This window comes from Adlercreutzia aquisgranensis (assembly GCF_943193145.1).
Lineage (GTDB): Bacteria > Actinomycetota > Coriobacteriia > Coriobacteriales > Eggerthellaceae > Xiamenia > Xiamenia aquisgranensis.
Map to the genome: position 1 here is coordinate 177,914 of NZ_CALPDA010000003.1, position 26,875 is coordinate 204,788.

Genomic DNA, 26,875 nt, shown 5'->3' on the forward strand with positions numbered 1-26,875 from the left:
TGGCGGCAAGCTGCAGGCACGGGGAGGGCGAGGGCGCGCATGCCTTCGCCCTCTTCTTTGAATCGGGAGGAGCGGGTATGAATCAGTGGGTGGACGAACAGGACGCAGGTCAGCTGCCCTGTCTCCTGTACGGGCTGGAGGCCGACTCCATCGTGGACGGCCCGGGACTGCGCTTCGCCGTGTTCGTGCAGGGCTGCACCCACGGCTGCCCTGGATGCCACAATCCCGAGAGCCAGCCTGGCGGCGAGGGGCGCGGAACTGCCTCCACGGTGGAGGCCGTGTGCGCCAAGATCGCCGCGAACCCGCTTACCCAGGGCGTGACGCTTACCGGCGGCGAGCCCTTCGAGCAGGCGCCGGCCTGCGCCGCCATCGGGCGATGGGCCCGGGCGCACGGGCTGAACGTGTGGACCTACACCGGCTACCTCTACGAGGACCTGCTGGCATGCACGGCGGGGGAGCGATTGCTGCCCACCGTGGACTCGCAGGGCGCCAAAGCGCTTCTGGAAGCGACTAATGTGCTGGTGGACGGCCCCTTCGTGCAGTCGCGGCACTCCTACGACCTGAAATGGAAGGGCTCGGCGAACCAGCGGGTGATCGACCTGGACGCCACGCGGGCTGCAGGCAGCGTGGTGCTGTGGGAATCCCGCGACGTGTTTCCCGAAAAGCCCGCTTCCTGGTAGGCCCTCTGCGCGCACCCCGTCCGACGCCGGCGCAGCGTTGGGGCGCTGCGGGCGATGGCGGGCGGAATCCGGCCGGGTGCGGTAACTCCGAGCTGACAATCTTTTGGAGCTTGGGGCCGCTGCGCGCCGTCGTGCTACCATAGCTGTCATGGAATCGCTCATGCAGCATATCGAGACCATCATCCACACCGACTGGATGCTGACGGCCTTGGCCGTGGTGGTCATCCTGGCCATCACGGCCGTCGCGTCGCGGATCGCCACTCACGCCATCCGCAAGATCATGAGCTTCAACAAGCAGAAGAACCTGCCGGCGTCCTCCATCTTCGTGAACCTGGCCCGCGCCACCATCTGGGTGCTGGGCGTGTGCATCATGCTCTCCACGTGCTTCAACGTGAACGTGTCCGCCGCCATCGCCGCCCTGGGAGTGGGCGGCATCGCTATCTCGCTGGGCGCCCAGGATACGCTGGCGAACCTCATCGGCGGCCTGCAGCTGGCGCTGTTTCAGATCGTGAAGCCGGGCGACAATATCACCGTGGGCACCGTCACCGGCAGGATCTTGGACATCACCTGGCGTCATACGCGCCTGAAGAGCAGCGACGGCGACATCATCATCGTGCCGAACAAGATGATGAACACCTCCACCCTGGTGAAGACCGATCCAGCTGGCTTCATCGAGCTGTCCGTGATGCTGTCGGTCTTCAACAATCTGGACACCGTGGCCCAGGCCATTGAAGAGGTGGCGCTGCACGAGGCTTCCCAGGTGGGGCTCGTGGAAGAGGTGCCGCATCTGTATTTCACCAAAATCATCGACGATGCGGTGGTGGGTGTGCTGGAGGTCAAGATGACCAAGCAGGAGTACGTGGACGACGCCACCGACCGCATCGTACGCGCCATCGCCCCGCTCACCCGCCAGGAAACGGCTCTGCAAAGCTCCCAGGACCAGATCGGCGCCCTGAAGGACTTCATGGATAATTACGAGGCCGAGGAGAAGAAGGCCACCACCCGCAAGCGTGCGCGTCGCACAGCCGCCGACAAGCGACAGCCACGGTCGGCCGAATGGAAGGTGCTGCACAAGCTACGCCTGAAGCCGGTGAAGGAATCTGCAGCGCGCAAGGGATCGAGCGGCTCGTAGCAAGAGAGCAGATCGAAGTCTTGCGGCGAAGGGGTGCCGGCACGCTCGAGGTTTCGGGCGGATTGAGGGGCGTTGCTCGCAAGTAGGAAGGAATCAGCATATGGAACGAAGTGTGGCGTGGAAGGGGTACGGCGAGGCCGACCTGGCAGCCGTGGAGGCGCTGGCGGCGGATTACATCGACTTCATCTCCTGCAACAAGACCGAGCGCGAGTGCGTTGCCGCTGCCGTGGGGATGGCCCGGGGTGCCGGCTACGTGGACCTGGCGGCCGCTATCGCCGAGGGGCGGCGCCTGCAGCCGGGCGACAAGGTGTACGCCGTGGAGCGGGGCAAGGCCGTCATGTTGGTACAGCTGGGAAGCGCCCCGCTGGAGCAGGGAATGAACATCCTGGGCGCGCACATCGATTCGCCCCGCATGGACCTGAAGCAGAACCCCCTGTTCGAGGACGGTGACTTCGCGCTGCTCGACACCCATTACTACGGCGGCATCAAGTACTACCAGTGGGTGACACTGCCCCTGGCCATCCACGGTGTGGTGGCCAAGAAGGACGGAGCCGTGGTTGAGGTGACGGTGGGCGAGGACCCGGCTGATCCGGTTTTCTGCGTGACCGATCTGCTCATCCACCTGGCCAACGACCAGATGGGCAGGAAGGCCACGGAGGTGGTGGAGGGCGAGGCCCTGGACGTGCTGGTGGGCAACCGGCCCCTGGTGGTGGCCGAGGGCGAGGAGGCTCCCAAGGAGCCGGTGCGCGCTTTCGCCATGAAGCTTCTGGAGGACAAGTACGGCATCGGCGAGGAGGACTTCCTTTCCGCCGAGCTGGAGGTGGTTCCGGCGGGACGTGCCCGTGACCTGGGTTTCGATAGGTCCATGGTCATCGGCTACGGTCAGGACGACCGCGTGTGCGCCTACACGTCGCTGGCAGCGCAGCTGGCCTTGGCGCCCCAGGGCCTGGCACGCACCAGCGTGTGCATCCTGGTGGACAAGGAGGAGATCGGCAGCGTGGGAGCTACGGGCATGACTTCGCGCTTCTTTGAGAACACCGTGGCGGAGATCATGGAGCTGGCAGGCGAGAGTGGCCCTCGTGCCCTGGCGCGGGCCCTGCGCGCTTCTCGTATGCTGTCCTCCGACGTGTCCGCCGGGTTCGACCCAGGCTATCCCAGCGTGTTCGAGAAGAAGAACAGCGCGTTTTTGGGGCGCGGCCTGGTGTTCAACAAGTACACGGGCGCTCGCGGCAAGAGCGGCAGCAACGATGCGTCGGCCGAGTACGTGGCCCAGGTGCGTCGCATCATGGACGACGCGGGCGTGGCGTTCCAGACCGCCGAGTTGGGGCGTGTGAACGCCGGCGGGGGCGGCACCATCGCCTACATCCCGGCCGAGTACGGCATGGACGTGATTGATTCCGGTGTGCCGGTGCTTTCCATGCACAGCCCGTGGGAGGTTACTAGCAAGGCCGATATTTACGAGGCGTTCAAGGGCTACAAGGCCTTCGCGCTGTCCTAGGCTTCGGGGTTGCGCCGCCCCCCCACAAGAGCGACGTGTTACGAAAAAGCGCCCGCAACCTGGTTGGTTGCGGGCGCTGTGCTGCTAAGGGGCTCCGCTCGACGAAACGTCGGTCGGCGTCGGGATGAGGGGCTCCCGCCCCGCAAAGCGGCAGGCTGGGGCCTGGGGTCTTCGCCAGGTCGGCGAGTTCTTTCCGGGGCGGCCTTTCCTTAAGCGGCTTCGCCCTCGTCCTCCACCAAGGCCACGGCGGCGTCTGCCATAGCGGTGGCGAAGGCGCGCATCTGCTCTTCGCGGGTCTGCTCGCCCATCTTGTCGATGGTACGTCCCATGCGGGCGAACTTGTGCTTATCGGATTCGGCCATGCCCTGGTCGGGGTTGCAGCGACGCTCGTACTGCGGGTCGGACTGGTCGTGCCACAAACAATCGGCCACCGGCGCCCATTCCTCGCAGCGCTCGCGGGTCTTGGCGCACAGGTCGCAGGCGGCTTCCGGATGCTGCAGGTCGGTGCTGTGGGCGCCGGCGCGCTCCACCATCTCGGTCAGGCGACCGGAGTTCTCAAGGATGGGGCAGGGACGCAGCAGGTTGTCGTTGAAGGGCTGGCCGTAGTAGTACTCCATGAAGATGGGGCTCTGCAAAGCCTCCAGCAGCGACACCTCGCGGATGTTGGCGTTGCTGTAGTGGGCGAACACGCAAGGGTCCACGTCCCCGGCCGCGTTGATGTGCAGGTAGCGGCGTCCGCCTGCGATGCATCCGCCCACGAACTCGCCGTCGTTTTGGAAGTCAAGGGTGAACAGCGGCTTCTCCAGGCGCATCTGGCGCACGAAACGGTACAGGTGCTCGCGCTGCTCGGCGTTGGCCATAAGCTCCTTGGGGGCATCCACGCCCACGGGGAAGTAGGAGAAGATCCAGCAGAACAGCACTCCCTGGTCAACCATCCAGTCGAAGTACTCCTCGCTGGCGATGGAGCTGGCGTTCTCGCTGGTGAAGCAGCACGACACGCCGAAGGGAAGCCCGTGCTCGCGCAGAAGTCCCATGGCCCGCTCCACCTTGGCGTACACGCCGTCGCCGCGGCGGGCGTCGGTGGCGTCCTCGAAGCCCTCCACGCTGATGGCCGGCACGAAGTTGCCCACGCGCACCATCTCCTGGCAGAACTCCTCGTCGATGAGCGTGGAGTTCGTAAACGACAGGAAGGCGCAGTCCTGGTGCTTCTCGCACAGCTTGATGAGGTCGGTCTTGCGCACCAGCGGCTCGCCGCCGGTATAGATATATATGTGGCAGCCAAGGGCCTTGCCCTGCTCGATGATGGAGTCGATCTCGTCGAAGGTGAGGTTGAGCTTGTGGCCGTACTCCGCCGCCCAGCAGCCGGCGCAGTGCAGGTTGCAGGCGCTGGTGGGGTCCAGCAGAATGGCCCAGGGGATGTTGCACTGGTACTTGTCGCGCATGCGTTCCTGCTCGGGCCAGGCCATCAGGTTGCCGTCGATGGCGAAGGTTTTCACCAGCTTGTTGCGTACGGCCGGGTTCAGGTCCATGATCTTCATGATCAGCTGGTACCAGTTGTTCTTGGTGTCCAGCGCCGTGCGGAAGGCCTCGCGCTGGCTGGGGAACAGGCCCTCCGGCGCCACCTTGTCCAGGGCGTTCATGATCTTGGTGGCGTTGGTCACGGGGTCGGCCAGGAAGTAGTCGAACGCCTTCTCGTAGGCCATGTGCTTCAGCTGGTCTGTCGCCTTCATCGCATCCTCGCTCTCTGCGGCACCGGCCACCGGTGCCTGTCGGTATCCCTTTTCTGGGCCGGCTTCGCCTTCCGTCCCACCCCGCCCCGGGGTCTCCTGGGCAGGGGAGGCGGTGCCGCGCCAATCGGCACCGTCGTCTCTGGGTGCGAGGCTCCCGAAAACGAGGTCAAGTTGCTCCCCAAATGTGGAGTAACTGGCTTGAGTGGATTATAGGCAATAACGGTGACCTCGTTGCTTTCAGTTTGGAAACAGGCGAAGATGGGCAACACGGAACCGAGGAAGTGGGGAGAAAAACCATGGAAGCTGTCGCACGCACAACCGGACGCGTGGTCGTCCCCGCCTGCCCGGCGCGCCCGGTGGGAGGGGATGTCCTGCGGGACGGCAAGGCGGTTGGGGCGGGGGATTCGGCCAGGGCACGCGCCTTGAGTCCCGCACCCGCGCGGCTCGATGCTGCTGCGGGCGAAGCGTGCAAGCCGGCGCCAGCGGCCGGGGGCGACAGCGTCCGCCCCGTTCGCGCTCGCAAGGAGGACAAGCGCGCCCGGCGCAGCAAGGCGGCTATACGCTCGTCGCTGCTGTCCCTTTTGGAGGAGTGCGACTTCGACAAAGTGTCCGTCACCGCCGTGGCCCGAAAAGCTGGGGTCGACCGCAAGACCTTCTATAAGCACTACGGGTCGGTGGACGAGGTCTTCGACGACGCCGTCCGCGAGCGGGCCCTGGCCATCGCCGAGGCGCTCTCGCGGCAGACTGCCCGCCTTAATCGGCGCATGGACGTGACCGAGATGTTCCAGCTTCTGTCCTACGTGCTGGTCAAAGAGGCGTGGCTGACTGACCGGGCGCTCACGCAGATGCCTTCCGACCTGCTGTTGGACAAGGTCGAGGACCCGCTCATCCGCGTGTTCACCGAACAGGACATACTGGGGCTTTCCGCGCAGATGGGGCAGAACGCCGAGTACGGGGTCGCCTTCTTCGTGGGAGGGCTGCTCGCCTCGTTTCGGCGCTGGCTGGCCGCAGATTCGGAGCTTCCCTTGGAGCAGCTGTCGAGCGCCGTGGGAGCCGCCGTCGCCTCGGGTCTGGAGGGCATCGCCCGCCCGTGACGGGACGGTCCGCGCCGGATGTTTCCGCGCTGTGTGTTTTGGCTGGAAGCCCCCGTCCCTGCGCCGGCTGCGCAGTGGCGGGGGCTATACTGAGCATCCGGTTTTCGAATGCCGTAGGCGGGTAGGGGCGGCGCCAAGTTCCGAACCTGGTCAGGTCGGGGACGAAGCAGCCATAAGGGACCGCTGGCGAGCGTCCCTTCCCGCCTACGGCATTGTTGTATTCTCGGGCGCAGGGCAGAGCTGCCGCCGTGGACGTGCGCCCTTCAGGCCGAAAGGCAGTGCTCATGGCAATCATCGACTTCTTCGTCAACCTCCTGCGCGACCCCCGCGGGTTCATCGCCTCCTGGATTATCGCGCTCGGGCCCGTGTGGGTGTACTCGCCGCTGTTTCTCATCGTGTTCGTGGAGACGGGCCTGGTGTTCTTCCCCTTTCTGCCCGGCGACTCGCTGCTGTTCGCGGCCGGCGTGTTCTCGGCCGACGGCGGTGGGCTGCACCTGGGGGCCACCCTTGTGGTGTTCTACGCCGCGGCCATCCTGGGCAACACCTCCAACTACTGGATTGCCCGCGTGTTCGGCAGCCGTATCATCGACTCGGGCAAGGTGGGGGCCCTCACGCCCGAGCGCATGGCCAAGCTCGACCACTTCTTCGAGCGCTATGGCGGCCTTACCATCGTCATCACGCGCTTCATGCCCTTCTTCCGCACCTTCGCCCCGTTCATCGCCGGCACCGGGCACATGAACTTCGGCCGCTTCACCCTGTGGAACGTCATCGGCGGCGTCTCCTGGGTGAGCCTGTTCGTGTTGGTGGGGTACTTCTTCGGCGGCGTGCCCTTCGTTCAGGAGCATTTCGAGGTCATCGTGATCGGCATCGTGGCGGTGTCGGTGGCGCCGGCCGTGGTGGGGGCCGTGAAGGCGGCGCTGTCCTCCCGCAAGGCCAAGGAGGGCGACCCGGTGGCCCAGGCCGAGGAGCGCGTGCGCGAGGCCGAGTACGACCGCGACGTGGTGCGCGAGAAGGTGATGCGTGCCGAGCATGCCGCCCGCGACGAGGCCCGCGCCAGGGTGCTGGCCGAGCACGGCGCCGAACGGGACGTCCAGCGCGATGCCGAGCAGGCAGCCGATAAGGAGCGCCTGGCGGCTCGGCATGACGACCCCGAGCCGCAGCCCGCGCCTGCGGACAGCGATGCTTCGGATGCCTCGAATGCTTCGGATGCCGCCGAAAGCACAGCCCCCGACCGCGAAGGAGACGCGTAGCCCATGGCAGAGGCCCTCTACCGCAAGTACCGGCCGCAGATCTTCGAGGACGTGGTCGGGCAGGAGCACATCGAGCGCACCATCAAGAACGCCATCGAGCAGGACAAGGTGAGCCACGCCTACCTGTTCTGCGGCCCGCGCGGCACCGGCAAGACCACCACGGCGCGCCTGCTGGCCAAGGCGCTGCTGTGCGAGAGCGGCCCCACGGCCGAGCCCGACGGCACCTGCGAGATGTGCGAGCTGGTTGCCAAGGGCGAGCACCCCGACGTCTACGAGCTGGACGCCGCCAGCCGCACCGGCGTGGAGAACGTCCGCGAGGAAATCATCGGGCGCGTCCATTACGCCCCCACCCGCGGCCGCTACAAGATATACATCATCGATGAGGTGCACATGCTATCGGTCCCCGCCTTCAACGCGCTGTTGAAGACGCTGGAGGAGCCGCCGGCCCACGTGGTGTTCATCCTGGCCACCACCGATCCGCAGAAGGTGCCCGAGACCATCCACTCCCGTTGCCAGCGGTTCGACTTCCGCCGCATCGATTCGGAGTCCATGGTGTCGCGGCTGGGGGCCATCTGCACTGCCGAGGAGGTGGAGTGCGAGCCCGAGGCGCTGGAGCTGATCGCGCACCGGGCCGACGGCGGCATGCGCAACGCGCTCACGTCGCTCGAGCAGCTCATCGTGTTCTGCGGCGGCAACATCACCCTGGATGCCGCCGAGCGTATGCTGGGGGGCGCCGATTCCGACGGTGTGGCGAAGCTTATGAAGGCCGTGGGCGCCCAGGATGCGGCCGCGTGCTTCCAGTTCGTGGACGAGCTTGCCGAAAGCGGATCCGACGTAGCCACCTTCGTGCGCCAGATGGCCCAGTTCGCGCGCAACCTCTACGTGATGAGCCTGGCCGGTGCCAAGGTGGAGCTGCCCTTGGGGCCCTCGGAGCGACGCGAGCTGGAGGCGGTGGCCCCGGCCTTCGGCCCCGACCGCGCCTCCCGCATGCTGGGAGTGCTGGGCGATCTGCAGGTGGAGCTCAAAACCTCCACCAACCAGCGGCTGTCCTTGGAAATCGCCCTTACCCGCATGGTGCGGCCCCAGGCCGACCTGACCATGGAGGCGCTGGCCCAGCGCCTGGAGACCCTCGAGCGGGGATTCGCCGCGCTGTCGTCGGGGGCGGCTGCTCCCGGGGCGGCTCCTGCCTCGTTTGCGGCCCCCGCGCCAGCTTCGGCGTCTGCCGCGCCTGCTTCCGCGGCCCCTGCTGCAGCCCCTGCTGCGCCGGCTCGCCCGGTTGCGCCGGCTTCCGCCCCCGCGTCCCAGTCGTTCGTTACCCAGGCGAGCGCCTCGGCTCCCGCTCAAGCTGCCTCCGCCCCTGCGCCTTCGGCGGTCCCTGCGCCCGCTTCGGCGCCGGTGCCGACGGCTGCCGCCCCCGCGCCCCAGCCGACTGGTGCCGTGCAGGCGAGCGTTCCGGCTCCTGCGGCCCCTGCGCCGGCCGAAACGCCGGTATCGGCCGCCTCTGCTCCCTCCGGCCTGGCGAACCCGGCCGTGGTGCAGCGGCTGTGGCAGGCGGTGCTGGGAGCGGCTCGGGCACAGGGCGGTGGATTGGCGACGTTCTTGGGTTGGGCAAGCGCCTCGTTCAACCCCGCCACCGGCGGCATCGTCGCCACCTTCGACGGCAGCCAGCAGTTCGTGTACAACCAGGTGCAGAAGCCGGAGAACGTCCGGTTCGTGGCCCAGGCGCTGCAGACGACGTTCGGCCAGCCCGTTCCCTTCGCTTTCGCGCTGGGGTCGGCGGCAGGGGCAGCATCGGGTGCGCCCGTGTCCCAACCCCTGCAGCAGCCTGCGGGGATGGCCGCGTCTGTGCCTGCGGCCCGCCCAGCGCAACAGCCTGCACCTGCTCCAGCGCAGCCCGTCCAGGGCGGCGCGACTCCTCGGCCTGCCGCGCAGGCGGCCGCGGCGAGCTCGCCTGGCATCGTAGCCCCCACGCCGGCTTCCGCACCTGCGCCCGCCCCCGCCGCCCAGCCTGCAGCTGCCCAGGGCGCGCCTGCGGCGGCGTCGGCAGCGGCCGACACCCCGCCCTGGGAGGGCGGCCCGGCCTCTGCGACCGGGCAGGCGGCCCCAACCGCCGCTTCGTCGCAGCCTGCGCAGGCGGCCTCGGCCTCGCCGAGCGCTCCCGCCCAGACGCCGCAGCCGGCCGCAGCCGCTTCGCCGAGCAGCATGCCGCAGCCAACCGTGCCTGCAGGAGCGCCTGCGCAGCCCAGCGTCCCGTCGCCAAGCCCGCAAGCGCAGCCTGCTCCGACCGCGCCTACTATGGCCATGCCGGCTGAGCCGCCGGATACCACGTCGGCGGCCAGCGCCGCCCGAAGCGCGGCCGTGGAGGTGTCGGGCGAGGGCGGTGGAGCGGAGTACCTGCAGTCGGTGCTGGCAGCCGGCGGTTTCGGACAGGCCATAACCGTGTCCGACGTGTCGGGCGGCTCGGCAGGCTGACGCTGACGCCGCTGCGGCTCGGCGAACCGGCACCGCTTCGGCAGTCTGGCTGTCGGGCGTTTCAGTACCAGAGCAATCCATGGCGGCGCGGGCGGGAACCGGCCCGTTGCCGATGCGGAAGAGCAAACCACGAACCGAAAGGACCCCAGGATGGCAAAACGCGGAGGATTTCCCGGCGGCGGCATGGGCAACATGAACGCCATGATGAAGCAGGCGCAGAAGATGCAGGCGGAGCTGGCTCGCGCCCAGGAGGAGATCAAGGACATGACCTTCGAAGCCTCCGCCGGCGGCGGCATGGTGAAGGCCGTGGCTCTGGGAGACGGCTCCATCAAGTCCATCACCATAGACCCGGAGGCGGTGGACCCCGAGGACGTGGAGATGCTGCAGGATACGGTGCTCGCGGCGGTGAACGAGGCCATTCGCGGCGTGAACCAGCTGGGTTCCGACCGCATGAGCTCGGTGACCGGCGGCTTGAGCATCCCGGGGCTTATGTAGCATGCAGGCGGCTTCCTCCATACAGAAGCTGCTCGACGAGCTGGAGCGGCTGCCCGGCATAGGCCCGAAATCGGCCCAGCGCATCGCCTACTGGATCCTGAACGCCGACAAGGCCACGGCGCTGCGGCTTTCCCAGGCCATCGCCGAGGTGAAGGAGCAGGTGCGCTTCTGCAGCCGCTGCTACAACTACGCCCAGGACGACCTGTGCGACATCTGCAAGTCGCCCCGGCGCGACGCGGGTATCATCTGCGTGGTGAGCGAGCCGCGCGACATCCCGCCCATCGAGCGGACGGCGGTGTTCCAAGGGCTCTACCACGTGCTGGGCGGCGCGCTTTCCCCGCTGGAGGGCATAGGCCCCGACGATCTGCGTATCCGCGAGCTTATGGGCCGTCTGGCCTCCGAAGACGTTCGCGAGGTGGTTATCGCCACGAACCCCAACGTGGAAGGGGAGACCACCGCCACCTACCTGGCCCGGCTCATCAAGCCCTTGGGCATCCCGGTCACGCGTCCGGCCAGCGGGCTTCCGGTGGGAGGCGATCTGGAGTTCGCCGACGAGGTGACCTTGGGGCGGGCCTTGGAGGGGCGCCGGCCGCTTTAGGTCGAGCCGTTCGGGAGGGGGGTGCGTTTGTCGCGCGGAGGCTTCGATGGCCGGATGCCCGACAGCTTCGGCGCCTCGCTGTCCGGCCCTTCGATATCCAGGTGGTCGATACCGCCGGTTTGCCGTTGTCCGACGCTCCTGCGTACGTTCGGCATACAATGAAAGAGGCGAGCCCGAAAGCTCGCCTCTTCTCTTGCTAGAAGAAGAGTCCTGTCCCCTCCAAAAACAGGACCCCTTTCTTCGAGTGAAGTCAAAGGTTCGTGCGTTTTCCGAAAAAACGCATGGGCTAGTATAGCACCGTCGCCGCCCAGGCTTCAACTACTTTTTCGCGCCAGCCCGGGTCCCCGAGGCTGCACGCCCCGGCCAGCGAATCGTCCGCCAAAAGCCCTAGGTCCACCCGTCCGAAAGCCCGAGGCTGCCCCGCCCCAAGCCCCTAGGCTGCCAGTAGCCCATTGTCTGCCAGGACCGCTCGGCGCGGTTCGGGGCGAGTCGCGCCCTTCGACTGCGGCCGCCAACGCCGCAGCGGTTTGGAGGGGCTCGGCGATTTTGGGAAGCGGTGCGCGCGAACGGGTGCGAAGGACCCGGTTGTCTGCTATACTTCGCGGTTATTGCCAAGGGAGGGGACCTCGCAATGAGAACGAGCCATATCGCTATACCCAGCCCGGCCATCGCTGTGGTGGGACGTCATAATTCGGGGAAGACCACGCTGGTGGAAGCGGTCATAGCCGAGCTTTCCGCCCGCGGGCTGGACGTGGGCAGCATCAAGCACCACGGCCATGCCGGCTTCGACATCGACAAGCCGGGCAAGGACTCCTATCGCCATAGGGCAGCCGGCGCCACCGAGACCGTCGTGGCGGCTCCTGGGCTGGTTGCGCGCATGAAGACCATCGAGGGCGAGCTGGAATGCCGCGAGCTCGTGGCCTCCATGCCCGGGCACGACGTGGTGGTGGTGGAGGGGTACCGCAAAAGCGGGCTGCCCACTATCGAGGTCATGCGCTCGGGAAACGAGGCGGACCGCTCCGTGGCCGAGCTGTTCGCCCGGGGCGCCCGCGAGGGGTGGTCGCTCGGCGAGGACTTCTCGCAGCTGGCTCGGGGGGCGTCCCGGGGCGATGCCTCTGAAGCGCCGGCCGACCTGCGCGTGAAGATGCCCGATTCCAACACCGTGGCCGTGGTCACCGACATCGCCGAAGCCGCCCAGGCGGGCAAGGCGTTCGGCATTCCCGCCTTCGACATCAACGCCATCGCGGCCGTGGCCGATTTCGTGCAGGCCCACTACGCCCGCCCGAAGCTGACCGTCGTCATCCAGGCGGGCGGCCAGAGCCGGCGCATGGGGCGCAGCAAGGCCACGGTGCCTTTTGCCGGCCGCCCGCTCATCAGCCACATGGTGGAGCGCATGCTGCCCGTGGCCGACGAGCTGGTCATCACTACCAACGAGCCCGATAACCTGGCGTTTCTCCACGACGAGTACCCTCAGGCGACGCTGCGCCTTGTCACCGACGTCGTGAATCGCCGCGGCGCGCTGCCCGGGTTTCTGACGGCGCTCTCCGCTGCGAGCAACCCGTTCGTGGCGTTGGTGGCCTGCGACATGGCGTTCGCTTCGCCGGCGCTGGTGGCGGCGGAGGCCTCCAAGATGGCCGAATCGGAAGCGGACGCGGTGGTGCCGGTGAACAAGCACGGCTTCGAGCCGTTCCATGCGGTGTACCGTCGCGACGCGTGCCTTCCCCATGTGCGGCAGCTCGTGGAGTCGGGGTGCAACCGCATGCAGGAGCTCTACGATCGCGTGAGCATCTTCCCGTTTCCCCAAGAGCTGGTTCAGCGCGCCGAGCCCATGGGCGGATGCTTCATGAACGCCAACACTCCCGAGGAGCTGGCTATGCTGGAGCAGTTCTATCTCGAGCGCTAGCTTCGGGCGGCCTTCCGCGGAGGGCTTGCGCGGCGATGGCGGAAGTCGGGCCTGATGGTGTACACTGTGCCTTCGAGATATCGCTGCTTTGGCGCGTTGCTAGCGCCAAAGCTTCCGGATAGGGAGAGCTGCCATGCCGAACCTGGCCGACATCATGGAGGTCGCCGAAGCCCTTGAGACCAAGGGCGTTCTCACCATCGAGGACCGCTGCACGGTTGTGCGCAACCGCCATTCGAAGTGCACCAAGTGCTCGGACGTGTGTCCCACCGATGCCGTCTGGGCGCAGAAGAACAAGCTGCGGCTCAACCACGACCAGTGCGTGAAGTGCGGAGCCTGCACCACCGTATGCCCCACCGAGGCCCTGGTCCCGTTGGCGCCGCTGGATGTGGACCTGGCCGAGTCGGTGGCTTCCAGCATCGCCACAACCAAGGCCGAGGCGCAGGTCAAGATGGAATCCGCCTTCGCACGCGGCGACTACCGGCCCCAGCGCGGGGCTGCGCCGTCTGCTGCTTCCGGGTTGCAGGACGCGACGGACGAGCTGCACCCCGGCGAAGTAGCGCCCACCGACCAGGAGCTCTTCGAAGCCGCCCTGGCTGCCGAGGAGGGCACGGCGGTGTTCGCCTGCGCCCGCATCGCGTCCAAGCACGTGGGCGATCCGGGCAAGTTCGCCGAGGTGCCGTGCCTGGCCCGCATGGAGGAGAGCCTGCTTCTGGCCATCGCCGCCCGAGGGGTGCAGGACATCGTGTTCGTGGACGGCAACTGCGCTACCTGCAAGTTCCGCGCGTGCAACAAGGGTATCGACGACACTGTGGAATCCGTGAACGGCCTGGTGGAAGCCATGGGAGCCACGCCGCGAGTGCGTCGGGCCTCTCAGTTTCCTGCCTGCGCGCTCGTGGAGGACGTGGACGGCCTTCTGGGCGACGCGCGCCGCGATTTCTTCTTCCATACGAAGGACCGCGCCAAGGACGCGGTGGCGAAATCGGCCGAGGTGCTGGTGTTCAAGAGCAACAATCCCCAGATCGCGTCGTTGCGCGAGCGCATGATGGTGTCGGCTGAGGGGACGCTTCCGCAGTTCGACCCCGAGCGGCACCCCCGGGCGCTGGACGCCCTCTACGAGCTCTCTCAGCCCGACGGCCCGGCGGAAGACGAAGTGTTCACGCGCCTGTTCGGCAGCGTGTCCATCGATTCGTCGCTGTGCACCTCCTGCAACATGTGCACGGTGTTCTGCCCCACGGGTGCCCTGCGCAAAAGCGACGAGGTGCCCGACCGCGACGGCGAGGAGGAGGGTGGCATCGGCAGCTACCTGGAGTTTTCGGCGGCCGACTGTGTGCAGTGCAACCTGTGCGCCGACGCTTGCCTGAAGAAGTGCCTGGACGTGAGCCCTTTCGTGCCCACCGATGACCTGTTCAGCTTCGAGCCGCGCCTCATCTGGCGCCCCGACCCCCCCAAGCGCAAGGGAGTGCTCTCAAGCGTGCGCCGCTCGAAGTAGCCCCGGCCGCACAACCGGCAACTCGTGTAATTGATCTGCAAGCCCCTCACCAGGTGAAACACTGCATTATGCCTGTTCGGAGGACATGGCGGAAAAGCCTGCTGTGCGGCCTTTTTCGGGTATGCGACGGGAGGTGCACGAAGTGCGCGGCCGGTGGCGCCCTGCGGCTGGCGAGGGCAGCGGCGAGCTCGGGGTAGATAGGCGCCGGTTAGCCGGGTGGCCGGCGGGAGGTGCAGGGGAAAGGAGCCGGGGTTCTAGCTGAAGCGTCGCTGGCGGCCGCTGAGGCGGAACGCCGCCAGATAGACCAGCATGGCGGTGACCAGTCCGTTTATCGGCCCTATGAAGAACGGGATGTCGAGGATGCCGACAAGGGGCGCCCCGGCGAAGGCGCCGCCGGTCATGCAGCCCACCAGAAGGCCTGCAGAAAGCGACAGGATGCCGGGTGCCGACACGCCGGGCTGCACCCGCACATTGGCGGGCCGACCGCGCCGCACCAGCCAGTAGTCGGCTATGAAGGTGCCGGCCAGTGCAGGGCCCGTCGCCGAGAGCACGCTCAGGAACGACTGGAACGCGTCCAGGATGCCGCCTACGGCCAAAGCGATGCCCACCACGCCGGAGATCGCCGTGGGCAGCAGCGTTCCCTTCGACGAGGTGCTTTCCGGTTGACCGCCGGCTCCGTGCAGCATCACCGCGAACCCAAGCCCCGCCGAATAGACGTTGCCGGCGTTGACGGTCCAGGTGGAAAGCACGAGCGCAATCACACCCAGGCCCGGGAAGCCGACGGTGTTCATGAGCGCCGCCACGTCGCCCTCGCCGGTGAGGATGGCCAGGCAGGCCGCGGTCATAAGGGCCACGAACACGGCGGGGATCACGCCCGCGATGGTGGAGATAACGGCATCGGCTCGCGTGCGGGCGTAGCGGGCGAAGTCGCCCGAGGTGGCGCCACCGAAGGCGAACAGGCCCACGGCCATCTGCACGCCGGCGATGAAGCCCACGGCGTCGGCCGGCAGCGGCACATAGCCCGTCAGCAGCGACAGATCGCCGCTAGAGGCAAGCGACGCCCCCACGCCGTAAAGGCACACAGCGATGAGCAGCGGCGCCGCCACCGATGAAAGCCATGCGAGCCCGGTGAACCCCAGAAGAGCCGTGGCCAGCATGAGCAGCCCCAGCCCAAGCGAGCAAACCCAGGCGGGAACGTCCAGGGCGAAGGTGTCTGCCAGCATGATCTGCAGCGACGAGCCGCATACGGCCGTCTGCACGCCGAACCAGCCGATGGTCACGATGCCCACGATAAGCGCCACCAGGTAGCGGGCGCCGGTGCGCCCAAGGGACGGCTCGGCCAGGTACACCGTGGGAAGCCCCATGTCGCTGGCTTGCGCCGACACCAGGCACATGTAGGCCACCACGAACCCGTAGCCCAGCAGCACGGCCGCGGCGGCGCCGGGAATGGAGAGCCCCAGGCCCAGGGCCGCTCCCACCATGAGCGTGGGCGCGCTGAACATCCCTCCGGCACGGATGATGGCGATGGGCTTCCAGTCTTTAAGCTCGTCCGGGGCCACGCGAGCCGCCGAGTAGTCGGGCGTGTATTCGTTTGCGATACGCTCCATGCGCCGTGCCTCTCCCATGAACCTGACTGTGTTTTCGAAGGCGAAACTGCAGCAGTGTAGCACTGCGGCTTGACGCAAGATGCGACTTGAGGGTTATCGGCAAAGGGGGCGGACGGGCGGAACGGGGAGGGGCCGCACGCCCCGCCTTCTCCGTGCGCATTTCGAGGCCTTGGGTCATCTTGCAAAGTACCTGGTATTTCACTGGGTTACAATGAGAACGACTATGTGAGAAAGGTTTCCCCATGCGATACATGACAGCGGGCGAAAGCCACGGGCCCTGCCTGACGGCCATCGTCGAGGGAGTTCCTGCCGGGCTTCGGGTGTCCGAGGACCAGATCAACCAGGATCTGGCCCGGCGTCAGTCCGGCTATGGCCGCGGCGGTCGCCAGACCATCGAGCGCGACCGGGTGTCGGTGACCTCGGGCGTGCGGTTCGGGCGGACGCTCGGCACGCCGGTGGCGCTCGCGGTTGCCAACCGCGATTGGGAGAACTGGACCGAGCGCATGGCGGCCTTCGGCGAGGCTCCGGAAGGGCTCGTGCGCGAGGTGACGCCGCGCCCGGGCCATGCCGATCTGGTGGGTGCCCTGAAGGTGGACACCGACGACTGCCGCGACATCCTGGAGCGGGCGAGCGCCCGCGAAACCGCCGCCCGCGTGGCCGCCTCGGGCATTCCCCGCGAGTTTCTGGCCGAGCTGGGCGTGGACGTGCTTTCCTTCGTCGCCTCCATCGGGCCCGCGGCCATGAAGGAGGACGATCCTCTGGCCGCTGCCGCCTCCTACGACCAGCTGGCCATCGAGCAGAGCGAGGTGCGCTGCCCCGACCCGGAAGCCACCGAGGCCATGAAGCGCGCCATCGACCGGGCGAAACGCGAGGGCGAGAGCCTGGGCGGCACCTTCCGTATCGTGGTGAAGGGCCTCGTGCCCGGGGTGGGCGGCTACGCGACGGCCCGCGACCGGCTGACCTCGCGCCTGGCTGCGGCTCTGTTCTCCATCCCCGCGATCAAGGGCGTGGAATTCGGCCTGGGCTTCGAAGCGGCGCGCCGTCCCGGCTCCCAGGTGCACGACCCCATCGTGCGCGACGCCGTGTTCGGCTTCTCCCGCACCTCCAACAACGCCGGCGGCTTGGAAGGGGGCATGACCACGGGGCTTCCCCTGGTCATCACCTGCGCCATGAAGCCCATCCCCACGCTCATGACGCCCCTTCGCACGGTGAACCTGGACACGTTGGAGCCCGAAGACGCCTCCAAGGAGCGCTCGGACGTGTGCGCGGTGCCGGCCGCCGCGGTGGTGGCCGAGGGCGAGGTGGCTTTCGTGCTTGCCCAGGCCTACGAGGAGAAGTTCGGCTGCGACACCATGACCGACATCCGGGGCGCCCTGCGCGCCTACCGCGAGCGACTGAAGACGATGTCCCGATGACGGCCGTATCGCTGAGCGCGGGGGGAAGCGGATCGCGCGCCCCCATAACCGTGGGCACGCTTGCCAAACCGGTCTTCTTCGTGGGGTTCATGGGCGCCGGAAAGACCACGGTGGCCCGGCGGCTCGCCCGCAACTGCGGCGTGGCGGCCGTGGACATGGACACCTTCATCGAGCGGCAGGCGGGCAAGCGGGTGAAGGAGATCTTCGCCGAGGTGGGCGAAGAGGGCTTCCGCGCCGTGGAGACCGATGTGCTGCGTCAGCTCGCCGGCGGCGAAGGGCGCCTGGTGTCGTGCGGCGGCGGCGTGGTGAAGCAGCCCGAGAACCGTGAGCTGCTGGCCGACCAGGGCTTCGTCGTGTACCTGCGCGTGAGCGCCGACGAGGCGGCCGGGCGCATCAGCGACCGTTCCAGCCGCCCGCTGTTCCAGGACTTGGACGCCGCCCGCATGCTGAACCAGGAGCGCGAGCCGCTTTACGCGGAGGTGGCCGACGTGGTGGTTGACACCGCGGGCAAGTCGGTGGGCGCCATCGCTTCCGAGGTCCGGCGAGCTTTGTTGAAGGAGGGCGTGCTATGCCTGCAACAAAAGTAGTGGTGAACATCCCTGGCGAAGAGGCCTACGACGTGCGCATCGGCCAGGGGATCTTGCAGAGCCTGGGGGAGAAGCTTGCCCAGGTGCCGGCGCTGTCGAAGGCGAAGCGGCTGCTGGTGGTCACCGACGATACCGTGGCGCCCCTGTACCTGAAGCAAGCCAAGGATGCGCTCGGCGCTTTCGGCGCTCCCGTGGCCGACATCTCCGTGCCTGCCGGCGAGGAGGCGAAGTCGCTGGCCGTGGCTGGCGAGCTGTGGGAGGCCATGGCCATGCTGGGCCTCGGCCGCGACAGCGCGGTGGTGGCCCTGGGCGGCGGCGTGGTGGGCGACCTTGCCGGTTTCGTCGGCTCCACCTTCATGCGCGGTCTTCCCGTGGTGCAGGTGCCTACCACCTTGCTCTCCATGGTGGACTCCTCGGTGGGCGGCAAGACGGCCGTGAATCTGGAGGCGGGGAAGAACCTGGTGGGAACGTTTTGGCAGCCTGCCTACGTGTGCGCCGACACCGCCACCCTGGCCACGCTGCCCGAGCGCGAATGGGCCTGCGGCTGCGCCGAGGTTGCGAAGTCCGCCGTCATCGACTCCGACGACTTCTTCTTCTGGCTGCTCGGCAACGCCGACGCCATGGCCGCCCGCAACGCCGACGTGGTGCAGCAGGCCATTGCCCGCTGCGTGGTGTTCAAGGCGAACGTGGTCTCTCAGGACAAGACCGAGAGCTGCGGCGTACGTGAGTGCCTGAACTACGGCCATACCCTGGCCCACGGAATCGAGAAGCTGGCCGGCTACGGCACCTTCTCGCACGGCGCCGCCGTGGCAGAGGGCATGCGCTTCGCGGCCCGCATGGCCGAAGTGCTGCTGGGCACCTCGCCGGAGTTCGTGGAAACCCAAGGTCAGCTGCTGGACGCGCTGGGGCTGCCCGCGTTCGAGTGGCGCGCCCCTGCGGCAGACATGCTGGCCGCCATGAAGCACGACAAGAAGACCCGCGGCGGTTCCATCCGCTTCGTGCTGCCGCGCGACGTGGGAGACTGGGTGGTGCAGGCGGTGGAGGATGCCGTGGTTCTGGAAGCGCTCGAGGAGTGGGTGGCGGCGGTTTAGGCTGCTGCTTGCTTAGGCGCCCCGCGACTGGAGGCGAGGGGGCTTCGCTTATCCTCGCTTGCTTAGGCGCTTGGTTGTTGGCGGTGGGAGGACTTCGCTTGTCCGACTCGCTTAGGCGCGCTGAGGCCGAGAACTGAGGGGCTTCGCTTGTCCTCGCTCGTTTGCGCTTTGCTGTTGCGGATCTTTGCTGCTGCGGAATCGCTCAGCCCCTCCGTTCTCGGCCTCAGCGCGCGTGCGGGTTTTGCTGATGCGGAACTTTGCTGATGCGGAATCGCTCAGCCCTCCCACCGCCAACGGCCGAGCGCGTGCGGGTTTTCGCCGCAGTGGAACTGTGCGGCTGCGGAATCGCTCGGCTCTCCCGCGACCAACGGCCGGGCGCGGGCGAAGCGATTTTGCAGCGGCGGGTGCGGCGGTTTGTGGCGGATGCGTCCTGGTAGAAAGGAATGCTGTGAAGAAGTATTTGCTGATGAACGGTCCTAATCTGGATATGCTGGGGGTTCGTGAGCCGGGTGTTTACGGGGACCGCAGTTTGGCGGACCTGGAGGCGTTCGTGGGGGAGTACGCGGCGTCGAAAGGCGTGGGGCTGGACTGCTTCCAGTCCAACAGCGAGGGGGCGCTGGTGGATGTCATCCACGGTGCTTTGGGCGTCTACGACGGCATCGTGTACAATCCGGGCGCCCATACCCATTACTCCTATGCGCTGCGCGATGCGCTGGGCGGGGTGGACGTGCCCTGCGTCGAGGTGCACATCTCCGATGTGGACGCCCGAGAGCCGTTCCGTGCGGTCTCGGTCATCGCCCCCGCCTGCGTGGCCCAGGTGAAGGGGCGCGGGTTCCAGGGCTATTGCGACGGGCTGGATATTTTGCTGGGCGGCGCCACCGAGCGCTTGGGCGAGGGGTACGAGCAGCGCTGCGCCCCCGGACAGGTCGTCGTGGCTGCCCCTGCCCCTGCGGCGGCCTCGAGTGCGGGCGCCGGCGCACCGTCCGGCGATGCCGGCGAGCTCGGCGATGTCGACGAGGACGACCAAACAGGCCTCTTCGACGCCAACGCCTCGCGCCGTCGCCTGGCCCGCATGCGCGAGCGCATGGATCAGCTGGGACTTGGGGCCTTCCTAGTCCGCGACACCTCCAACATCCGTTACCTCACCGCCTTCGACGGCGTGTTCGACGATGAGCAGGCCCACGGGCTGCTGGTAACCCCCGAACAGGCGATTCTCCATACCGATTCGCGCTACAGCGAAGCGGCGGCTTCGGCGGCCCGTGCGTGCGGCAACGCGGTGACCGTGGACTCCTCCCGCCAGGGGCACGGGGCCTTCGCCTTGGGATGCATCCGCGAGCTTTGCCATAGCATCAGGCCCGACGCAGTGCAGTGCGGCGCCAGCTTCGTCCTGGGCATCGAGGACTCCATGGCCCTGGCCGAGTTCCGGGCGCTGGAGAAGGCGGCTTCCAACATCTCCGAGCCGGACGAGGTGCCCTTGGCCGTGTCGCTTCGGGAGACCGACGACGCGGTGCTGCGGCTTCGGGCCGTGAAGGATGCCGTCGAGATTGCCCGCATGAAGGCGGCCCAGGCCATCACCGACGCGGCGTTCGCCCATATCGTCGAGTACATGCGTCCCGGCATGACCGAGCGTCAGGTGCAGCTTGAGCTGGAGTCGTTCATGCTGGCCCGCGGTGCCGAGGGGCTCGCGTTCGGCTCCATCGTGGCGTGCGGCCCCAACGGCGCGAGCCCCCATGCCATCCCCGGGCAGACAGTGCTGCAGGCAGGCCAGTGCGTGGTGCTCGATTTCGGCGCGCGGACCTTCGGGTACTGCTCGGACATGACGCGCACGGTGTTTTTGGGCCGGCCGACCCCTCGCATGGAGGCGGCTTACCGGGCCATCCGCGCGGCCAACGAAGCGGTGGAGGCGGCCATCCGCCCGGGCGTGACCGGAGCGCAGATGCACGAGCTTGCCGAGCAGGTTCTGGCCGAGCACGGCTTCGCGGGGAAGATGGGCCATGGGCTGGGGCATGGCGTGGGGATCGACATCCACGAGCTGCCGAACCTCTCGCCGCGCAACCCGAACCCCCTTGCGGCCGGCAACGTGGTCACCGTGGAGCCGGGCGTGTATCTGCCGGGCGAGTTCGGCATGCGCTTGGAGGACTTCGGCGTGGTGACCGAGGACGGCTTTTCGGTGTTCACCGCCTCCACCCACGATATGGTCGTGATCTAGGGATTTGGGTGCCATGGAGAGCGTGCGCATCCTGGCCGTAGAGGATGACGAGGCTATCGTCTTGCGCGGGGCCTGATTTGGCCGGTCCAATCGTGCATACCGGGCAGGTTCGTGCGGAAAAGCGCTCCAACCTGCTTGGTATGCACGACTTCCGACCCAATAGTGGCGGCATTGCGCGCAACGCTCCAGCCGCTGGCACCGCGAGCCCCTTCGCCCCAACCCCCAGCCCGCATCCCGCCGACCCGACCCCTCGTCGCCATCCCGCTACCTGATCTTCCCCGCCCCAATCCCGCATAATCGGCAGGTTGACGAATTTTTCTGCACCAAACTGCCGATTATGCGGGATTGGGTGCGGGCGGTTCGGATGCGATGCGGGAGGTTGTGGCTCTCTTCTGTCGGACGCTGCGCCCCCTCGTTCCTTGCGGCTCGTCCCTGTCGGACGCTGCGCCCCCTCGCTCCTTGCCGCTCGCCAGTCGCCAGTGGCTGCACGTCCCCTCTTCCGTAGTTTTTGCGCAGGTGGGCGCGGGCGGCTATAATAGGGCGGTTGAATTGGACGCGGCATGGCCGGTGGGCCTGCAGCGTGAGCGAAAGGAAGCATCCGTGGCTATCTCTACCGCCGATTTCCGCAACGGCATGTGCATCGAGTACAACGGCAAGCTGTGCACCATCGTGGAGTTCCAGCACGTGAAGCCGGGCAAGGGCGGTGCGTTCGTGCGTACGAAGCTCAAGGACATCAAGACCGGCCGCGTGGTGGACTACACCTTCAACTCCGGCACCAAGTTCGACACGGTGCGCCTGGAGACCAAGAAGATGCAGTACCTGTACAACGACGGCGCCAACTACAACTTCATGGACAACACCACCTACGAGCAGCTGGAGATTCCGGCTGAGACCGTGGGCGACGCGGCGAAGTGGCTGAAGGAGAACGACGAGGCCAGCCTGCTGTACGCCGGCGAGGAGCTCATCTCCATCGAGCCCCAGATGTTCGTGGAGCTGGAAGTCACCCACACCGAGCCCGGCTTCAAGGGCGACACCGCCACCAACACCACCAAGCCCGCCACCCTGGAGACGGGCATCGAGCTGCAGGTGCCCACGTTCATCGAGATCGGCGACGTGCTGCAGATCGACACCCGCGACGGCCGCGTCATCAAGCGCGTGTAGCCGCCGGTCGCGCATCGCTTCGCAGAATCGAACGGGCCCGCCAAGTCGCGGGCCCGTTTCTCATTCTGCGGCGAAAAAGCTTTCGAGGGGGTGCATAGTAGAACGGGGCAGTCGGCGAGGACGGCCCCGTTCTACCAAATCGACGGTGCAGTCCGGAGGGGAAGGGCGGCACCGTCTTTGAAACAAGAGTTTCCTAGAAGCCGTCCTCCACGTCGCCCAGCTTGTAGGGGGCGAAGCTCAGGCCATAGGTCTCGTCCACGTACGCCACGGCATTCTTGCCCGCCATGCGCCCGCCGGTGTGGAGCCACCCCTGGGCGGTGCCGCCGAAGCCGTTGTAGGTGCGGTTGGGGCAGTGGATCACGCCCATGGAGTCCAGGCCGATGGCGTAGAGGCCGCGAATCTGGTCGCCGTTGGTGTCGATGACGGTCCAGTCCTTGTCCACCTCGAGGGCGCCGATGGTGCCGAAGGTGGCCTGATGGATCTTAATGGCGTAGAAAGGTCCTGTCACAAGCTTCTTTAGGAACTCGGGCGCCTTGCCGAACTCGGTGTCTTCGCCTGCGTCGCACATGGCGTTGTAGCTGTCCACGGTCTCGACAAGCACCTTCTCGTCAAGGCCGCACTGCTTTGCCAAATCGGCGATGGTGTCGGCCTTGAAGGCCATCTCCTCCACAATCGCTTGGTCAAGCGCTTCGTAGAGCGCAGGAATCGGCGTCTCCTTCACGATGGTGCCCTGGGAGTTGTAGCCGTCGAAGGAGGTGGTGTTGAAGCCCTCGTTCTTGATGACGTCCAGCACGTCCTTCGAGGCGATCATGTAGTACACAGCTCCGCCCTTGTAGTGGGTAAAGGGCTCGTCCTGGGTGCCTGCGGCGAAGTTGGTGTGGTTCTTTTCGTCCATGAAGCGCTTAGACGTCTTGCCGCCTACGGCGATGCAGGTGGCGTCGCCGGCTACGCCCATGGGGATGTTGTTCATGGTCTGCACGTTGTAGCGGCCGGTGCGGTACTGCAGCTTTTCCAGGGGCTTGAAGTCGTCGAACATCTCCAGCCAGTGGTCGGTGCCGAAGTGCATGGCGATGGGCATGCCGGCGTTGAACAGGTTCGCGCCCACGTTGCGGGCCGCCTGGATCATGGCGCCGGTGTCCTGGCTGAAGCCGATGCACTTGTAGAAGCCGCGCCATTGCTCGTCCAGAAGCTCGTTCATCATCTCGTAGTTGTGGGAGAAGCCGCCGGTGTTCATGATGACCGACTTGGCGTGGATGACGTACTCCTTGCCGGTCACCAGGTTGCGCGCCTTCACGCCGGTCACGGCGCCGCCCTCGGTCATGATTTCGTAGCCCTCGGTCTCCAGAAGCACGCGTCCGCCCTGGGACACCACTTCGTTCACCATGCTCTCCAGCCAGCCGACCACCATCTTGCGACGGTCCTCGTAGGTGCCCGGATCCAGGCGCGAGGAATTCAGGTTGTTGAAGTTGCACGAGTTCGGGGCGCCATAGGGGGCCTTCTCCTTGGTGGCAGGCGTGGTGCCGTAGTGCCAGCCGTGGGAGAACAGCCAGTCCACGGTGTCGCCGGAGTTGCGGATGTAGGACTCGATGCACTCGGCCTTGCCCACCATCTTGTCGTCCTGGGTGCAGTAGTCCATGTAGGCGGCCAGCACGTCCTCGGTGTCGGCGTAGGGAGTGCCGCCGTTGAACACCTCGGCGTAGCGGGTGGGGTTCACCATGAAGGACTCATGGGTCATGGACGACTTGCCGCCGATGCGTCCGGCCCGGTCGATGCCCACGATCTTCGCCAGGTTGCCCAGGCTGCCGGCGGTGCGGTTCTGGAACTCCTCCAGGGCGCTGCGCATGGCGAACACGCCGCCGTTGCCCAGGCCCACCACCAGCACGTCGGCCTCGATCTCCTCCACCTGGCCGGCTTCCACCTTCAGATCCACGGGCTCTTCGAACTTGGCTTCGGCGCAGGCAGGCTCGCCGGCAGCCTCGAAGGCCTGCTCGAGGGCCTTGCGCATGGCGTTGCGCACGCCCAGGCACGACTGGGTGGCGCCGGAGACGGTATCCACGTTGATGGACTGGTTGGCGATCACGCGGGGGAAGAAGCGGTCGATGACCGACTGCATAACCACTTCGGTCTCGCCGTGCTCGAAGCGGTCTTCCGGCGTTTTGATGTCCAGGATGGCGTTCTCGTTCACCGTGACGGTGACCGGCAGGTCGATGATGCGCCAAAAGCCGCTCTTAGCCGAGGCGGTGTAGGTGCCCGGCTTCATCTTGCGCTGGCGCAGGCCCTCTCCGATCATGGCCTTGCCGTAGGCCTCCTTGGCGGCGGAAAGAACGGCGCTTGCGGTGATGGTGGCGCCGGCGACGCAGTCCACGTCCACGGACTGGGCGTCAAGGATCGCCTGCTGCATCACGCGGATGGCGCGGCCGCCCTTGTTGGGGGTCTCCATGGGACCTTCGACGGACACGTCGGTGACGGCGCCCGTGTCGGTGTCCACCGTCAGGCTTACGGTCACGTCATCGGCGTAGCCGGCCTGGGTGGAGTCCGCCTCCACCACGCCGCGCCCACCAGTGCCCGCGCCCGCGTCCGGCTCTTCGGCGGACGCCGTCGGTTGGTCGTCGTCCTTCTTCGGCGTGGCGCATCCGGCCAGCCCCGCGGCGGCGCCCAGGCCCAGAAGCGACCCGCCCATGATGAAGCTGCGGCGGCTCAAGCTGCTGTCTTTCATATGCAATCCCTTCCTCTTTCGTGCGTGCGGCGCATCTCTTTGGCGAAAGCCTGGTTCGCGCCACAGCCGCCCTCTGCGGCATGGCCCCACTATGGGGTCGGAAGGGGAGAGGGGTCATCCTGCAAGGTGGTTGATTTTTGCGGAAACGGCTCTAGACCAGGCTGGTTGAGGGGCCCTCATCAGGGGAGACGCCCTCGATAAGCTCGATAAGCTCCTGCTGGCTGTGCACGCCGGTCTTCTGGTAGATGTGGATCATGTGGGTGTGCACGGTGCTTTTGGACAGGTGCTGGTCTCGGGCGATGGTCTCGCGGTTCTTGCCGCGGGCCAGCAGCTCCAAGATCTCGGTCTCGCGCGGGGTGAGGCCGCAGCGACTCGAGACCGCCTCGACGTGGCGGTCTAAGCGTGCCTCAAGACTCGCGGGCGCGGACGGCTCGGGCAAGGCTGCATCCGGCTGGGTAGTGGGGGATGCGATCTGCTTGATGGAGAACATCCAGAGGAACGAGACGAGCAGGAGCACCTCCAGCAGCCCTATGAAGAGGAAGAGCGCCGTCGGGTCGCTTCCCACGACAGGGACGATGACGTCCCCACTCATGGCGCCCAGGGCGCAGCCTATGTTCTTGGCCGCGACGAACAGTCCGAAGCCCAAAAAGGGCGACACCTTGCCGGCCTGTACGAAGCTGATGAGCAGGAAGAGCATAAGCACGTCGAAGAGCTTGTTGCCCGAGAGAAGAACGATGATGGGCGTGGTGCCGAGAACGGAGGGGTCGAGAACGAGCAGGAAGAGCCCCGCCGCCGTCACGGGCAGCAAGGCCTTGAGGAGGCTGATGGGCCTTACCGCTCCGCGCAGCAGGAAGATGGCTACCAGCAAGGCAGCTACGATGAAGTTCGCCACGAAGCGCGCTTGGAACACGTCCGCAACGGGCAGCAGGCTGTACGAGATGCTGGTTGCCGCCGACTGCACGAAGCAGAACAGCAGCATGGTGAGCGTTATGTTGGCGATAGCTCGCGCCGAACGCTTTCCGTCGGCGCTCGTGGAGCTGTCCTTGGCGCTCTCCAGCCGACCTCTAGTCTCCGCACGTTCCGTCGATCCGCCGTTCGGAAGCAGGTAGAGGACTGTCGCGACGCCGAGCAGGGCGAGGGATTCAACCATGAACAGTCCGCCGGTGACGAAGGAGGAGGTCGCTATGCCCAGCACGGCTGCCAGCAGGAAGGCTATGAGAAGGTTGCCGTAGGACTGCTTCTCGGGGTACGGGACGAACCTCTCGCCCCACCGTGCTTCGAAGTAGCCTCCGCACAGCCCTATGGCGACGAGGCCCGCATCCGTGTAGAGGGGGCTTGCCAGCAGCCCCCCGAAGAACGAGCAGCAGGTTCCCGCTATGCCAAAGCCCAGGAACAGCAGGTCGAAAAGCGACTCGCGGCGCCGGTAGGCGGCCGAGCGCAGGAGGCCTACGGTGGCGAGCGCCCCTGCCGCCAGGGCGAACATGAGTACGGTCGACCCGCCAGACCCGACGGCGACGGCATGGCGGGAATACAGAAGGCAGAGCACGATCCAGGCGCGCAGGAAGCCGTAGCCCAACAGGCTCGCAGAGAAAAGTTGCTTGAGATCCCTGGCTGTCACCGGGCATCCTTTCTGGGCGGCCGTCCAAGAACGCGAGTCGCTGTCGCCGGCTTCGACGGTAAGACATCCAAGCGATTATAAGGGTTCGCGCGAAAACCTCTGCGATGATTTGCCGGGCTGCCTCCGCTAG

The 26,875-nt window shown here is 66.8% G+C and carries 19 protein-coding genes, 1 other RNA gene and 1 pseudogene; 17 read left to right on the forward strand and 4 right to left on the reverse strand.

What is annotated here, in order from left to right; all coding sequences use genetic code 11:
* The first annotated feature begins 77 nt into the window (after positions 1 to 77).
* From NFR41_RS02860 to NFR41_RS02870, 3 genes are all read left to right on the forward strand, one after another.
* Positions 78 to 680, forward strand: coding sequence for a 4Fe-4S single cluster domain-containing protein (locus tag NFR41_RS02860; RefSeq protein WP_251230642.1), 603 nt, complete (start codon positions 78 to 80; stop codon positions 678 to 680).
* A gap of 160 nt (positions 681 to 840) precedes the next feature.
* Entirely contained in the window at positions 841 to 1,812 is a 972-nt protein-coding gene (locus NFR41_RS02865; RefSeq protein WP_251230643.1) for a mechanosensitive ion channel family protein, read from the forward strand.
* A 100-nt stretch (positions 1,813 to 1,912) separates the two neighbouring features.
* The gene (locus NFR41_RS02870; protein ID WP_251230644.1) at positions 1,913 to 3,310 is read left to right on the forward strand and encodes an aminopeptidase; all 1,398 of its coding nucleotides are present in this window, start codon (positions 1,913 to 1,915) and stop codon (positions 3,308 to 3,310) included.
* A 209-nt stretch (positions 3,311 to 3,519) separates the two neighbouring features.
* Here NFR41_RS02870 and NFR41_RS02875 read toward each other — a convergent pair whose 3' ends face one another.
* Complete coding sequence (locus tag NFR41_RS02875; protein WP_251230645.1) at positions 3,520 to 5,040, reverse strand: radical SAM/SPASM domain-containing protein; 1,521 nt, start codon at positions 5,038 to 5,040, stop codon at positions 3,520 to 3,522.
* Between the two features lie 296 nt (positions 5,041 to 5,336).
* On the opposite strand from NFR41_RS02875, the gene NFR41_RS02880 reads away from it, so the two are divergent.
* From NFR41_RS02880 to NFR41_RS02915, 8 genes are all read left to right on the forward strand, one after another.
* The gene (locus NFR41_RS02880; RefSeq protein WP_251230646.1) at positions 5,337 to 6,134 is read left to right on the forward strand and encodes a TetR/AcrR family transcriptional regulator; all 798 of its coding nucleotides are present in this window, start codon (positions 5,337 to 5,339) and stop codon (positions 6,132 to 6,134) included.
* Between the two features lie 114 nt (positions 6,135 to 6,248).
* An RNA gene (gene ffs / locus NFR41_RS02885) (signal recognition particle sRNA small type) lies at positions 6,249 to 6,344 on the forward strand.
* A 74-nt stretch (positions 6,345 to 6,418) separates the two neighbouring features.
* Complete coding sequence (locus NFR41_RS02890; protein ID WP_251230647.1) at positions 6,419 to 7,384, forward strand: VTT domain-containing protein; 966 nt, start codon at positions 6,419 to 6,421, stop codon at positions 7,382 to 7,384.
* Between the two features lie 3 nt (positions 7,385 to 7,387).
* Positions 7,388 to 9,856, forward strand: coding sequence for a DNA polymerase III subunit gamma/tau (gene dnaX, locus NFR41_RS02895; RefSeq protein ID WP_251230648.1), 2,469 nt, complete (start codon positions 7,388 to 7,390; stop codon positions 9,854 to 9,856).
* A 150-nt stretch (positions 9,857 to 10,006) separates the two neighbouring features.
* Positions 10,007 to 10,351, forward strand: a complete 345-nt coding sequence (locus NFR41_RS02900; RefSeq protein WP_251230649.1) for a YbaB/EbfC family nucleoid-associated protein — start codon at positions 10,007 to 10,009, stop codon at positions 10,349 to 10,351.
* Position 10,352: 1 nt separating this feature from the next.
* Positions 10,353 to 10,949, forward strand: a complete 597-nt coding sequence (gene recR / locus NFR41_RS02905) for a recombination mediator RecR (RefSeq protein ID WP_160212708.1) — start codon at positions 10,353 to 10,355, stop codon at positions 10,947 to 10,949.
* 631 nt (positions 10,950 to 11,580) lie between these two features.
* Positions 11,581 to 12,852: a molybdopterin-guanine dinucleotide biosynthesis protein B gene (mobB, locus tag NFR41_RS02910; RefSeq protein WP_251230650.1), complete on the forward strand. Its 1,272-nt coding sequence runs from the start codon at positions 11,581 to 11,583 to the stop codon at positions 12,850 to 12,852.
* 133 nt (positions 12,853 to 12,985) lie between these two features.
* Positions 12,986 to 14,341, forward strand: a complete 1,356-nt coding sequence (locus NFR41_RS02915; protein WP_251230651.1) for a 4Fe-4S binding protein — start codon at positions 12,986 to 12,988, stop codon at positions 14,339 to 14,341.
* Positions 14,342 to 14,595: 254 nt separating this feature from the next.
* Here NFR41_RS02915 and NFR41_RS02920 read toward each other — a convergent pair whose 3' ends face one another.
* Positions 14,596 to 15,948, reverse strand: a complete 1,353-nt coding sequence (locus NFR41_RS02920) for a cytosine permease (protein WP_251230652.1) — start codon at positions 15,946 to 15,948, stop codon at positions 14,596 to 14,598.
* Between the two features lie 242 nt (positions 15,949 to 16,190).
* Here NFR41_RS02920 and aroC point away from each other — a divergent pair, with 242 nt between their 5' ends.
* The 6 genes and pseudogenes from aroC to efp all read left to right on the forward strand — a co-directional run bounded on the left by aroC (position 16,191) and on the right by efp (position 22,411).
* Positions 16,191 to 17,363: a chorismate synthase gene (gene aroC / locus NFR41_RS02925; protein ID WP_251230653.1), complete on the forward strand. Its 1,173-nt coding sequence runs from the start codon at positions 16,191 to 16,193 to the stop codon at positions 17,361 to 17,363.
* Positions 17,360 to 17,950, forward strand: a complete 591-nt coding sequence (locus NFR41_RS02930) for a shikimate kinase (RefSeq protein WP_251230654.1) — start codon at positions 17,360 to 17,362, stop codon at positions 17,948 to 17,950. The genes aroC and NFR41_RS02930 overlap by 4 nt, the downstream gene beginning before the upstream one ends.
* Positions 17,932 to 19,041 carry a 3-dehydroquinate synthase gene (aroB, locus tag NFR41_RS02935; protein ID WP_251230655.1) on the forward strand — a complete coding sequence of 370 codons (1,110 nt, stop codon included), beginning with the start codon at positions 17,932 to 17,934 and terminating at the stop codon, positions 19,039 to 19,041. The genes NFR41_RS02930 and aroB overlap by 19 nt, the downstream gene beginning before the upstream one ends.
* Positions 19,042 to 19,288: 247 nt before the next feature.
* Positions 19,289 to 19,900: pseudogene (locus NFR41_RS10490) on the forward strand (type II 3-dehydroquinate dehydratase); the annotation flags it as partial.
* A gap of 213 nt (positions 19,901 to 20,113) precedes the next feature.
* Positions 20,114 to 21,250 (forward strand): aminopeptidase P family protein, encoded by a 1,137-nt coding sequence (locus NFR41_RS02945; protein WP_251230671.1) that lies wholly within the window; start codon positions 20,114 to 20,116, stop codon positions 21,248 to 21,250.
* Between the two features lie 600 nt (positions 21,251 to 21,850).
* Positions 21,851 to 22,411, forward strand: coding sequence for an elongation factor P (gene efp, locus NFR41_RS02950; protein ID WP_160212713.1), 561 nt, complete (start codon positions 21,851 to 21,853; stop codon positions 22,409 to 22,411).
* Between the two features lie 193 nt (positions 22,412 to 22,604).
* Here the strand turns inward: efp and NFR41_RS02955 are convergent, their stop codons facing one another.
* Both NFR41_RS02955 and NFR41_RS02960 read right to left on the reverse strand, forming a co-directional pair.
* On the reverse strand, positions 22,605 to 25,127 hold the full coding sequence (locus tag NFR41_RS02955) for an FAD-binding protein (protein ID WP_251230656.1): 2,523 nt from the start codon (positions 25,125 to 25,127) through the stop codon (positions 22,605 to 22,607).
* Between the two features lie 151 nt (positions 25,128 to 25,278).
* Positions 25,279 to 26,745 (reverse strand): response regulator transcription factor, encoded by a 1,467-nt coding sequence (locus NFR41_RS02960; RefSeq protein ID WP_251230657.1) that lies wholly within the window; start codon positions 26,743 to 26,745, stop codon positions 25,279 to 25,281.
* Positions 26,746 to 26,875: the final 130 nt, after the last annotated feature.